Annotated in this window: 11 protein-coding genes; 1 reads left to right on the top strand and 10 read right to left on the bottom strand. The window is 40.5% G+C overall.

Translation table 11 applies throughout. The features are described 5' to 3' along the window. Positions 1 to 38: 38 nt before the first annotated feature. The gene (locus AABJ44_RS05195; protein ID WP_338370879.1) at positions 39 to 2,297 is read left to right on the top strand and encodes an EAL domain-containing protein; all 2,259 of its coding nucleotides are present in this window, start codon (positions 39 to 41) and stop codon (positions 2,295 to 2,297) included. Positions 2,298 to 2,333: 36 nt separating this feature from the next. Here AABJ44_RS05195 and gatB read toward each other — a convergent pair whose 3' ends face one another. The 10 genes from gatB to AABJ44_RS05145 form a co-directional block, all read right to left on the bottom strand. Then, positions 2,334 to 3,869, bottom strand: coding sequence for an Asp-tRNA(Asn)/Glu-tRNA(Gln) amidotransferase subunit GatB (gatB, locus tag AABJ44_RS05190; RefSeq protein WP_338370878.1), 1,536 nt, complete (start codon positions 3,867 to 3,869; stop codon positions 2,334 to 2,336). A gap of 338 nt (positions 3,870 to 4,207) precedes the next feature. Next, positions 4,208 to 4,612 carry a C-GCAxxG-C-C family protein gene (locus tag AABJ44_RS05185; RefSeq protein WP_338370877.1) on the bottom strand — a complete coding sequence of 135 codons (405 nt, stop codon included), beginning with the start codon at positions 4,610 to 4,612 and terminating at the stop codon, positions 4,208 to 4,210. A gap of 13 nt (positions 4,613 to 4,625) precedes the next feature. Continuing rightward, entirely contained in the window at positions 4,626 to 5,372 is a 747-nt protein-coding gene (pflA, locus tag AABJ44_RS05180; protein WP_074645574.1) for a pyruvate formate-lyase-activating protein, read from the bottom strand. A gap of 55 nt (positions 5,373 to 5,427) precedes the next feature. Further along, positions 5,428 to 6,330: an RluA family pseudouridine synthase gene (locus tag AABJ44_RS05175; protein WP_338370876.1), complete on the bottom strand. Its 903-nt coding sequence runs from the start codon at positions 6,328 to 6,330 to the stop codon at positions 5,428 to 5,430. A 41-nt stretch (positions 6,331 to 6,371) separates the two neighbouring features. Further along, entirely contained in the window at positions 6,372 to 7,109 is a 738-nt protein-coding gene (locus tag AABJ44_RS05170; RefSeq protein ID WP_338370875.1) for an amino acid ABC transporter ATP-binding protein, read from the bottom strand. Then, complete coding sequence (locus tag AABJ44_RS05165; RefSeq protein WP_074645578.1) at positions 7,103 to 7,837, bottom strand: amino acid ABC transporter permease; 735 nt, start codon at positions 7,835 to 7,837, stop codon at positions 7,103 to 7,105. Before AABJ44_RS05165 ends, AABJ44_RS05170 begins: the two co-directional genes overlap by 7 nt. After that, complete coding sequence (locus tag AABJ44_RS05160) at positions 7,827 to 8,537, bottom strand: amino acid ABC transporter permease (protein ID WP_338370874.1); 711 nt, start codon at positions 8,535 to 8,537, stop codon at positions 7,827 to 7,829. Before AABJ44_RS05160 ends, AABJ44_RS05165 begins: the two co-directional genes overlap by 11 nt. Before the next feature lie 24 nt (positions 8,538 to 8,561). Continuing rightward, the gene (locus AABJ44_RS05155) at positions 8,562 to 9,410 is read right to left on the bottom strand and encodes a transporter substrate-binding domain-containing protein (protein WP_338370873.1); all 849 of its coding nucleotides are present in this window, start codon (positions 9,408 to 9,410) and stop codon (positions 8,562 to 8,564) included. Between the two features lie 276 nt (positions 9,411 to 9,686). Further along, positions 9,687 to 11,984 carry a formate C-acetyltransferase gene (gene pflB / locus AABJ44_RS05150; protein ID WP_338370872.1) on the bottom strand — a complete coding sequence of 766 codons (2,298 nt, stop codon included), beginning with the start codon at positions 11,982 to 11,984 and terminating at the stop codon, positions 9,687 to 9,689. A gap of 219 nt (positions 11,985 to 12,203) precedes the next feature. Then, complete coding sequence (locus AABJ44_RS05145) at positions 12,204 to 12,758, bottom strand: hypothetical protein (RefSeq protein ID WP_338370871.1); 555 nt, start codon at positions 12,756 to 12,758, stop codon at positions 12,204 to 12,206. Positions 12,759 to 12,770 lie beyond the last annotated feature (12 nt).

The raw sequence follows: 12,770 nt of genomic DNA, 5'->3' as shown, positions 1-12,770 counted from the left end.
TAGAAGGTGGAAGGAAATTTTACTCGGAAAGATGTTTAATGAAAAAGCATAATATTTCGCCTGAAAAGGCAAAGCTTATCTCCACCCTCCTCGTCTCCATCATTTTCATGGCGATAGTACTTTCAATCTCTAATCTATATACTAAGCGGCTGCTAAATAACGCAAAAGACGAATATTTTGAAAATATCCAGATTATGATGGATGGCTTTGAAAGAATCATAAGCCTGCAGCTGAATGCTTATACTAATTACTTGAATGCTTATTATATGGATATCAATATTCAGCTCAGGAATAATCTTGAAGATCCTACACAAAAGATTACTCAATTACTTACAAGATATAATTACACAAAACATCCCGATTTTCTTGATTTATATTATCTTACTCCAAATGGCAAAGCATATCTTTCAGATGGAACTTCAATTTTTATGAATCCTGAACTTCACAAAAGCCTTTCCGGCGATTATGATATTTTTATAAGCGGAATCTGTAAACCAAGCATCAGAGATCAATATATATTTTGTATTGAAAAACCTGTTTATGAAACTCATAAAATAATTGGAGTCCTTGGAGCTTCAATTAACCTGGAAAAATTAAAAAACAGAACAACAGGCTTAAAAATTGGATCCAGAGAAAGTTTTATGCTGCTCGATAAAGACGGTTACTTTCTGGTACATTCACGACCAGATGTTATCGGTCTCAAATATACTCCAAAAGATAAAAGTCTTGCGCATACTTCAACAGAAAATCTTGCAAAGAGTCCTGCTCAGACAATAATTTCACAGGCAGATGACGGAAGTTATATATATCTTGTTACTTCAAAAATTCCTGAATCAGGCTGGACTCTTTCATTAAAAGTTTCAATGAATGAAATCAATGCTATCTATGCTATACAAAAGCGTTCAAAAATAATGATAATTTTTTTCTCAATAATAACTATATGTGCGCTGGTTTTTGTTGAAGCAAAACTGCTTGATTTCTTCCAGAAAAAGCAGTTGATTGAAACAGTTTACGACCCTCTTACAAATCTCTGGACAAGAGTAAGATTTGAAAAAGAAGCTTTAAGAATGATCAGAAACCCCCGTTCAAAATTCATACTTATTGAAGCAGATATAAGAGGATTTAAATTTATAAATCAGAATTATGGAGAAGAAGCAGCCGATCAGCTGATTCTCTATTATTCAAAAGCCCTGAGCAGATATGTAACTGAATACCATGGAATAATTGGAAGAGGCTTTGCAGATCATTTTTATATCCTTATAAAAATCAATTCTGTTCATAAAGCAATGAATACTTTCAGAGATAAGATGAATATCATTACTGAAGAAATAAAATCTTATGAAATTCCATTCTTCCCAAAATTCGGAATCTCATTCCTTATGCCAGGCGACAGAGCAAAAGGAAATACGATTCAAAGCTTAATAGGTCAGGCATCTTTTGCAAAGAGTACGATTAAAGACAATCTTCTTACTCAATATTCAGTTTATAATTCAAAACTTCTGGAAAAAATTAATGAAGAACGCTTTATTGAAAGCCACATGCAGCAGGCACTTGAAGATCATGAATTTTTTGTCATGTATCAGCCAAAAATCTCACTGGCAAATGATAAGATTGTTGGAGCCGAAGCACTCGTACGCTGGAACAGTCCAAAACTGGGACTTATGACACCGGATAAGTTTATTCCTCTTTTTGAACAAAACGGTTTTATTACAAAACTCGACTATTACGTTTATGAAGAAGTTTTCAAGTTTATACAAAAGCGGCTTATGAAGGATTTACCTATTGTCCCGATTTCTGTAAACATGTCGCGTAATCATAATAAGCCTGAAAAATTTATGCATGACTTCATGGAGATTTTTACAAAGTACTCTATTCCACCAAAGCTGATACAAATTGAAATTCTTGAACGCTCTGTTATGGATAACTCAACCCTTAGTGACATTACAGACAAACTTCATAAAGAAGGATTCTCTGTTGCCATGGATGATTTTGGAAGCGGAGAATCTTCTCTGAATATGCTTACAAAGATTCCTGTAGATGTTCTTAAATTCGACAGAGAATTCTTGAATGCATCAACAGATAAAGAAGGACGTATTGATAAAAAATCAGAAAAATTTATTCATATTCTGATTGATTTGAGTAAGAATCTTGATAAACAGACAGTTTTTGAAGGTGTAGAAACTCAGGCACAGAGAGATTTCCTGCGCTCAATCAATTGTGATCAGGCACAGGGATTCTTCTATTCAAAACCGTTGAGTGAACAGGACTTCGTACAGTTTATACGAATACACTCTTAGACGCACCGACGTTTAGAACTGGCGAAAGCACTGTATTTACAGTGTGGCGAGGTGCTTATTGAGAAGCTCGGTTGCCTGCTTTGGATTTGCCTTGCCGTGAGACTGCTTCATAACCTGGCCCATGAGCCAGCCGACAACATTAGTCTTTCCACCCTTCCAGTCTTCAATAGCCTTAGGATTTGCAGCAATTACATCCTGAACAATCTTATCGATTTCGCCGGCATCGCTTACAACTTCCATCCCCTTCTCTTTGATGATAACTGAAGGCATTTTGTTTGTTTCCAGCATTTCGGCAAATACTTCCTTACCCTGCTTTGATGTAATCTTTCCATCTTCGAGGGCGTCGGCAAGTTCTGCAATGTGAGCCGGTGTAAGGCTAATATCAGTAATGGCAATTTTCTTTTCGTTGAGAACTGCAAGGAGCTCTGCAAGAATAAGGTTTACTGCGCGTTTAGGATTCTTTGATTTTGTTGCGGCGTCTTCAAAGAAGAGAGCCAGGTCGCGGGTAGAAGTAATTGTTTCTACATCGAAGTCTGTCATGCCGTACTGAGCCTTATAACGCTGGCGTTTTGCTTCAGGAAGCTCGCCTACCTTTTCTTTTGCGTTTGCAATGAGTTCTTCGCTTACGGTGAAAGGCTTGATGTCCGGCTCGGTAGTAAAACGGTAATCTACAAAAGAGTTCTTTGTACGCTGAACTACAGTCTGTCCTTTTTCTTCATCCCAACCCATTGTTACTTTGAAACCAGGGTTAAATTCCTGACGGTCTTCCTGGAACTCTTTAAGCTGGCGCTGTGCTTCGTAAGTACAAGCCTCGCGGATTGCCTTGAAAGAGTTCAGGTTCTTGATTTCGGAAATTGGGGTGTGCCAGAGCTTTCCGTCTTCCCAAACGTTAAGGTTGATGTTGGCATCGCAGCGCATATTACCTTCTTCAAGGTTACCGTTTGTTACTTTTACGTAGCGGAGGATTTCCTGAACAGTCTGCATAAAAAGAGCTGCTTCTTCAGGAGATGTCATATCTGGTTTTGTTACAATTTCGATAAGTGGTGTACCACAACGGTTGTAGTCGATGTATGAGTGAGCACCCTGAAGGTGAAGAGACTTTCCTACGTCTTCCTCAAGGTGAATGCGTTCTACGCGAACTCGGCGGTATTTTCCGTCTCCTACAATACAGTCCTGGCCGATAAAGTTCTTTTCGCGGCACTTTGCTCCGCCCGGCTGTTCATCTTTTGGATAGCTTCTGAACGGAAGATCTACATAACCGTCTGTACAAAGCGGAATATCATACTGAGTAATCTGATAGCCCTTTGCCAGATCAGGATAGAAATAATGCTTGCGGTCGAATTTTGTAAAGCGTGCGATATTGCAGTTCAAAGCCTGTCCGGCAACTGCTCCAAGCTCAACATAACCTTTTGAAATACGTGGCATAGCGCCTGGAAGTCCGAGACATACAGGGCATACGCGGGTGTCTGGCATTCCACCGTAGCGGTTTTCGCAGGCACAGAAAGCCTTAGTTTTAGTTAAAAGCTGAGTATGGATTTCACAACCAATTACAATTTCCCACTTATCTATCATATTATCCTCAAAGAAATAGCAAAAATATATTTATGTATTATATAGAAAAAAAATAGTTATCTCAATATACCGTGTTATATGTAAAACAGAAAAGGACTCACGGATTAAAAAATAAAAATCGTAAACCTGGCTTCTGGTCGCGTATTTGCAGGTCAAAAACGCGCAATAATGCGCTTGACGTTGTGTGTGGTAAAGTAACTATATTACCTGCCGCTCACGCGGCAGCCACACACAAAGTCATTTTGCCCCACAAATCCGCTCTCTTGCGCCAAATTTTCTGTTTTTTCAGATTCACCGTCATTCTGAACTTGTTTCAGAATCTATTTTCGTGAACTATATTAAATCTTTCCTCTTTCTTTGAGGATGTTTTCTACATACTCAACCATCTCGTAAACGAGACCGTCGCAGTGTGGCTTACGCTGGCCGCCGGCTGCAGTGCAGGCACGAAGGAGGTCAGCACAGTCTACCATATCAGAATGCTTTGCCTTGAAATCTTTGATAAGTTTCTGTGTTGTATTCTGATCATCTACTCCAAAAAGGCCGAGAACCATGAGACCGCCTGTAATTACACCACAGACAAGGCCACTTTTCATTCCGGCACCAAAGGCAACTGCAAGTTTGTATGCAGTTTCATCATCAAGATTCAGACTCTGTGTAAAAGACATCAAAACAGACTGTGTACAGTTGTGATGAGGTTCAACGATTGCGCGGATTTCTTTTGCTCTTTCTAAGTATTTTGACATGTTTGACTCCTTTTTAGGCTTGCCATTTTGTATATTTATCACACTCAAGAATTTTTCTTGCGTTAGCAACTCTCTCTAAGGTTGGACTTTCGAGGTCTTTAAGAACGTAATCAATTCCAAGATCCTTGTACTTCATTGCACCAAGTCCATGGTATGGAAGAATCTCTACACGCTCAACATTGTGAAGGGTGCGGATAAAATCACGAGTCTGAGTAAGATATTCATCATTATCTGTAATTCCAGGAACCAATACGTGACGGATCCAGATTGGCTTATTGATTTTATCGAGGTAAGCAAACATCTCGCGGATATTCTTTCCAGTTTTACCGGTAAGTTTAATATGTTCTTCTTCGTTGATATGCTTGATATCCATCAAAAGAATATCAGTTACTTCCATAAGGCGCTGGAACTTTTCGAACCATTCACCTTCCATTGTAAAAGGAGCTCCAGAAGTATCGATACATGTATTTACACCAAGCTTTTTGAAAGCAGTAAAAAGTTCAATCAGAAAATCTATCTGAAAAAGAGGCTCTCCTCCACTAACGGTTACACCACCCTTTTTGCCCCAGTATTCCTTGCAGGACATAGCTTCATTTACAAGCTCTTCTACAGTGTAGAGCTTACCGTCTGTCATTTTCCAGGTATCAGGATTGTGACAGTAAAGGCAGCGCAGAGGACAGCCTGAAAAGAAAATAATAAAACGGCTTCCTGGTCCGTCTGCACAGCCGAAACTTTCGAGCTGATGAATATAACCTTGCATATTTGCTCCTATAAAAGGCCGCGGACGGCCGATATTCTTCTATATATAAATATAACTATTTTCTGTAAGATTTTCCACTTTTTATGAAGTCCATGTGGGCTTTATCTTTTGCAGAAAGACGGCGCTGCCCGAGTTTTAATTCATCATTATGATGAGGCTTACTCTGAGGTAAATCCCAGACCGGCTTTTTCGGATGCTTATCACCTTTTTCAACATAAGTGCTCCACTCTTGAGGTTCCGGCACTTCAAACTTCATATGTTCGCCTGTAAAGGGATGATCAAACTCAAGGGTTCTTGCATGAAGGCAAAGGCGGTTAAAAGGATCTGTGTGTGCGCGATGTTCTTCGTCCCCCGCAAGAGGATATCCGTGAGAAGCCAGGTGTGCACGAATCTGATTTTTCTTTCCTGTATCAAGGGAGAGTTCAAAAAGAATATGAGTTGGTCCCTGCAAAATCATCTTGTAATGAGTACGGGCTGCAACGGTCTTAAAGTCATGACCTTTGTGATCTTTATCACCTTTTTTTGGAACAAAGCCTACATTATGTGCATTCTGTGCAAGCGGATCATCAATAAGACCAACTTCTGGAAGTTGCTCTGCATTGCGGCCAATTTCAGCAACTGCATGATAGAGGCGTTCTGTTACCATCTGATGCCAGGTATTCATGATTTTTTCCTGAGCCTGTTCTGTAAGGGCAAACATCATAACGCCACTGGTATCGCGGTCAAGGCGGTGAACTACATAAGGCTTGTGTTTTGCATTTGCAATTCCCTTCTTACGAAGAAGTTCTTCAAGAACGGACTGTGCTGTACGAACCTTACTTCCAGGATACGGAACAGAAAGAAGACCTGTAGGTTTATTGATTACAGCAATCCACTGATCATGATACAAAAGTTCAATTTTCTCGCGTCCATAATCTGTCTTATGCTCTCTCTTATATTGTGTTGATGCCTTTACCATAGTGGGCGTCATTGTAGCATTTTGTGTTAATATATGGAAGATTATAAGTTTTCGAGACGCTGAAGGAACTGGCGGGTACGAGGCTCTTTTGGCGCTGTAAATATTTCAGAAGAAGAACCTTCTTCAACAATCAGACCTTTATCCATGAAGATGATGTGGCTGGCGGTGTCGCGGGCAAAAGTCATTTCGTGAGTTACGATTACCATTGTGGTGCCTTCGGCAGCAAGCTGTTTGATTACATTGAGAACTTCGCCGGTTAGTTCCGGATCGAGCGCTGAAGTTGGCTCATCAAAAAGAATTACATCTGGATTTACGGCAATTGCACGGGCTATACCAACGCGTTGCTGCTGACCGCCGGAAAGGCTTGAAGGATAAAAATCTGCCTTATCTTTGAGGCCAACTTTTTCAAGGGCTTTTAAGGCACGATCTTTTGCTTCTGATATTGGAACTTTTCTGGCTGTTACAAGACCTTCCATTACATTTTCCAGAGCTGTCATATTTCCAAAAAGATTATAGTTCTGAAAAACAAAGGCGGTTTTTCTTCGGATTTCAAGCATTGTCTTTTTAGAAACTTTTTCTAAATCAACATGGATATCATCAAAATCAAGGGTGCCGGAATCTGCTTTTTCGAGGAAGTTAATACAGCGAAGTAAGGTTGTTTTACCGGCACCGGAAGGACCAATAATTGCTGTCACACTTCCCTTTTCTACATTCAGCGAAATGCCTTTGAGAACTTCTGTTTTGTCAAATGATTTATGTACATCTGTAAGTTTCAGCATCCTCTTATCCTTCCAAAGCTTCTATAGTTCTTTATGCCTTTATATACAACTCTCTTTTCTATTTTACGGAAAATGAATTCTACTGCAAGGCATACAACAATATAAATTACAAAAATATCGATATAGGATTCAACATAATTATATCCATAAGCTGCTTCAATTTTTGCAACTGCTGTAATCTCGCGTACGGTCATCATAAAAGCAAGCGAAGTATTTTTGATTAATATGACGGTTGTACTGCAGAGATTAGGAAGAGCAGAAACAACAGCCTGAGGGAATACTACGCGGCGGAAAGCCTGAAATCGAGTTTCACCAATGCTGAGAGCCGCTTCAAGCTGACCACGGTCAACAGAAGAAATTGCCGAACGAAAAACTTCGCTCAGTGTTGCACTTGAGTTAATTCCAAAAACTGCAAAAGCGTAAATTACAGGATTTATCTCAAAAACATTTATTGACCAGCCGGCAGATTTTACCAGTGAGTTCAAAAGACTTGGCATTATGCTGTAGACAATCAGAATCTGAAGAACGATTGGCGTACCGCGTATAAACGAAACAAAGATGCGGCAAATAACATCCAGCACTTTTACATGATGAATGCGGGCAAGCGCAATCAAAAGGGCCGGAATTACTGCAAGCAGCAGAGACACAATTGTGATTTCAAGAGTTACTGGAATTGCTTTTACGCAAAGCCAGAAAGTTTTTATAAGGTAGGAAAAATCAAGCTGCATCAAGACTCCTCCTGCCCTTTGAATAATGCTTTTCAAGTTTTAAGAAAATCTGTTCTATTATTAGAGTGAGACTCCAGTAAATTACTGCCAGAGCCAGATAAGTTTCCAGAGAATAAGCGCCATAGTTTCGTGAAATTATAAGATTCCCCGCCCCCATCATATCAATAAGACCGATTGTAAAAGCAAGGCTTCCTTCCTTAAAAAGAGAAATAAGCGAGTTTCCTAAATTAGGAAGCGCTACAACAATACCCTGCGGGAGCATTACACGCCAGACAGCCTGCAGTGGAGTTAGGCCAATAGCCAAAGCCGCCTCATACTGAGCCCGTCCGAGCGCCAGATACGCAGATCGTATAACCTCAGCTAACGAAGCTGCATAAATCAGCGACAACGAAATTATTACATATATGATTTTAGAAGAAAAGTTTAAGTTTACGTCAAAAGCAGCAAGTGCGATTTTTGGAATTCCGTAATAAACGATAAAAAGAAGAACAATGCTCGGCGTACATCGGATGATATTTATATAGCCGTCTGCAATAGCGCACACCCAGCGTTTTTTACTCTGCTTCTGCGCAAAAAGAAGGATTGCAAGTGCCATGCCCAGAATGATGGTTCCAAGCACAACACCGAATGTTGTACCGGCGTACGGAATGATTTTCAGAAAACTATTGTAAATCTGGACCGGGGAAAATGGTCGGGACATTCCGTACTCCTGTGATATTTGAAATTAGTCACTCACAAAATTAAACACATCCTCACCGAAGTATTTGAGTGACAATGCTGATATTGTACCATTTTCTTTCAAAGTTTGCACGGCCTTGTCGTAGGCAGCGGCAAGCTCAACTTCTTTTTTGTTGAACAGAGGCCAGGTTGGAATTCCCTTGTATGGCACGTAAGCAAGCTTGTCTGCAAACAGATGATATGGACCTGTTTCTTTCAGAACGTTCTTTTCAAAAGAAAGTTTGAGTACAAAGTATGCATCATAGCGACCTTCGAGTACCCAGAGGTAAGAATCTGCAATATCAAAAACATCAGAAGGAACAAGCTTAATCTGATTTGAAGGATGTTTATCGTTGAACTCCTGAATTACAGAGAACTGTGCACTCTGTGGAGAAATTGGAATCAATTTTCCAGAATAGCTTGCAAAACTTTCGAGATCTTTTATCTGATCTGCATTTTCTGCACGGAAAGCAATTCCGATTACACTTGCAGCAAGAGGATTATTTGGAATTAAAAACTTCTTTTTACGTTCTTCAGTAATCCAGGCACCTTTTGTACCAACCTGATATTTTCCAGATTCTGTACCAATCAAAAGCTCTTCATCGCTTACACCATGAAACTTGAATTCATATTCAGGAAGAAGCTCATCTACAGCCTTAAGAACTGCGAGTTCAAAACCGTCTGGCTGACCTTTTTCATCTAGGAAGTCGTATGGTACATTTGTGATTGTATGTGCAACATTTATTGTACGTACTTTAGATTTTGATTTTTTGCTTTTTGCAGCAAAAACCGGCGAAAGAGAAAGCAGGCTTACTACAATAAGCACTGTTGTAAGTTTTTTAGAAGTAATATTCATATGTGCACCTCTTTTTTATGTTGTTGCGCATAAAGTACTACTAATTACCTACTGAGTCAATAGGTTTAGATATATAATTTTGTTATTCAATCTATAAACTGAACATATAAGTCGAAATTCCTCACAGAGTTAAGGAGGACACTGAGTTTCTTATTTTTTTTATAAACTTCCTCTGTGAGCTCCGTGGGCTCTGTGAGAGACAAAAAAAGACGCCGTTCCATTGCTGGACCGGCGTTTCTTATGTGACCCCGAAACAAGTTCGGGGAGACGTCCTTACTAGAGAGAAGCGTGGCAAGTACGAGCGATAACGTCGTCCTGCTGTTCCTTTGTAAGGTTGATGAAGCGAACTGCATAACCTGATACGCGAACTGTGAAGTTAGCATACTCTGGCTTTTCAGGGTGAGCCTGGCAGTCCTTAAGTTTTTCAACGCCGAATACGTTTACATTGAGGTGGTGAGCACCCTTAGAGAAGTATCCGTCGAGGATGTTTACAAGGTTTTCAACCTGTTCAGCTTCGTTGTGTCCGAGAGCAGATGGGTTGATTGTCTGTGTGTTAGAGATACCATCAAGTGAGTACTTGTATGGAACCTTAGCAACAGAGTTCAAAGACTTGATAAGTCCCTTTGTTTCTGCACCATAAGATGGAGAAGCTCCTGGTGAGAATGGAGCGTGAGCTGGGCGTCCGTTAGGGAGAGCACCTGTAGCCTTACCGTATACAACGTTAGAAGTAATAGTAAGGATAGATGTTGTAGGCTCAGCGTTACGGTATGTTGGGTGCTTCTTAATCTTTCCAATGAATGTCTTAAGGAGCCATACTGCGATTTCGTCTGCTCTGTCATCATCCTGACCGTAGCGTGGGAAGTCTCCTTCTGGCTTGAAGTCGCATGCAAGACCGTGGTCATCGCGGATAACCTTAACCTTTGCATACTTGATAGCAGAGAGAGAATCTACTACGTGAGAGAAACCTGCAATACCAGTTGCGAATGTACGGCGAACATCTGTATCGATGAGAGCCAATTCAGCAGCTTCGTAGTAGTATTTATCGTGCATGTAGTGGATTGCGTTCAATGTGTTTACATAGAGGTCGCAGAGCCAGTCAAGCATTACATCATACTTGCGCATAACTTCATCGTAGTCGAGGTACTCAGAAGTGATTGGCTGCAATTCAGGACCAACCTGAGCGTATGGAGTAAGACCTGCACCTTCGTCTTTACCACCGTTGATAGCGTAAAGAAGAGCCTTTGCAAGGTTAGCGCGGGCACCGAAGAACTGCATTTCCTTACCAGTCTGTGTAGCAGATACACAGCAGCAGATTGAGTAGTCATCACCCCAGATTGGGCGCATGATGTCGTCGTTCTCGTACTGGATAGAAGATGTATCGATAGAAATCTTTGCAGCGTACTTGCGGAAGTTTTCTGGGAGTCTCTTAGAGTAAAGAACAGTCATGTTTGGCTCTGGAGAAGGTCCCATGTTTTCGAGAGTATGGAGGAAACGGAAGTCGTTCTTTGTTACCTGTGAACGGCCATCCTGTCCAAGTCCACCAACTTCAAGAGTAGCCCAGATTGGGTCACCAGAGAAGAGCTGGTTGTAAGATTCGATACGAGCGAAGCGTACCATGCGGAACTTCATAACGATATGGTCAACGAGTTCCTGTGCTTTCTCTTCAGTAAGGATGCCTTTCTTAAGATCGCGTTCGATGTAACAATCCAGGAATGTAGAAATACGTCCTACAGACATTGCAGCACCGTTCTGTGTCTTGATAGCAGCAAGGTATCCGAAGTAGAGCCACTGGAATGCTTCTTTTGCTGTTGTAGCTGGCTTAGAAATATCATAACCATAAAGGGCAGCCATAGCCTTCATACCCTTCAAAGCCTTAATCTGCTCAGCGAGCTCTTCACGCTGGCGGATAATGTTTTCTGTCATTGTACCATTACCGCAGTTAGCCTTGTCAGCTTCCTTCTGCTCGATAAGGTAGTCGATACCATAAAGAGCAACACGGCGATAGTCACCTACGATACGTCCACGTCCGTATGTATCTGGCAAACCAGTAAGGATGTGTGCCTTACGAGCCTTGCGGATCTCTGGAGTGTATACATCAAATACAGCGTCTGAGTGAGTCTTGTGGTACTCTGTGAAAATCTTGTGAAGTTCTGCGTTTGGCTTGTAACCATACATTTCGCAAGACTGCTCTGCCATTTTGATTCCACCGAAAGGCATAAATGCTCTCTTCAATGGTTTGTCTGTCTGGAGACCTACAACCTGTTCAAGGTCTTTTCCTTCCGGACAAATATATCCAGCCGGATGAGAAGTAAGGCCTGTTACAACGTCAGTATCCATATCAAGAACACCGTTGCGTTCTTTTCCGTCTAATCCAACAGATTTTTTTGTGTATTCTGCTTTCTGCAATTTCTGAAGTTCATCAAAAAGCTTTTCTGTTGCCTTTGTTGGGCCAGCTAAGAATGATGAATCTCCATCATACTGTGTGTAGTTAGCCTGAATGAAGTCGCGAACGTTGATTTCGCTTGTCCATAAACCATTAGGATTGAATCCTTCCCATTCTGGTCTTAAAGTCATATAAAACCTCTTTTGCCTTGGGACTCCTTTATGATTCCCTCAGCGATATTATTTACCGATTTCCGAACAGGACTCCTTTATGATTCTTGCGCGGAATGGAAAAACTTTCCGTATCGGTTTGTTTCAATAGTAATACATTGTGCACAATTTATCAAGTAAATTCATGCAAAAAACACTAGAATTTCAGTCAAAAACCACTATATCTAGTGTTTTTCAGTGTTAAAATTTGAAAGTAGCACCAAGTTTAGTAAATGGATAACCAATTTCAAAGTTTACGCCAATAAAATCTGTAAAGAACCAGTTAGCACCAAGTGCTTCACCAAAATGAACATAATCATTGTAGTAAGAGTTCTTTAAAGGAATATTTACACCAAATCTTGTAACTGCATATAAGTCAAGACCTTTTGGAGGCATCTGAATATGATATGCTGCTTCTCCACCAAAGAAAAGAACAAAATATGAGCCTTTGGTGTATGAATTTTTTACACCCCAGCCGTGTAAACCTGCATATCCACCAAATGTAAAAGGTAGTTTCCAGATTGGCTGAGCATACTGAACTTCTACCATAATAGGAGGCATGAACCAGAATCCATCAATATAGTTGTAGTCAAGATCTTCATAAAACAAACCGAGATCAGCATTTACAATGAAATCGCCCTGCTTTATTCCACCACCGTAATTACACCAGCACTGAGACCAGTCAAATTCTTTTGCAGCAATAGATGTTCCACAAAGGAGAACCATAAGAGCTGCGACTAAGGTAAATTTTTTCATAAAATTTCTCCT

It is taken from the genome of Treponema bryantii (assembly GCF_036492245.1).
Lineage (GTDB): Bacteria > Spirochaetota > Spirochaetia > Treponematales > Treponemataceae > Treponema_D > Treponema_D bryantii_C.
Note: the sequence above shows the minus strand (reverse complement) of the source record. Positions and strands in the feature narration are given on the sequence as shown.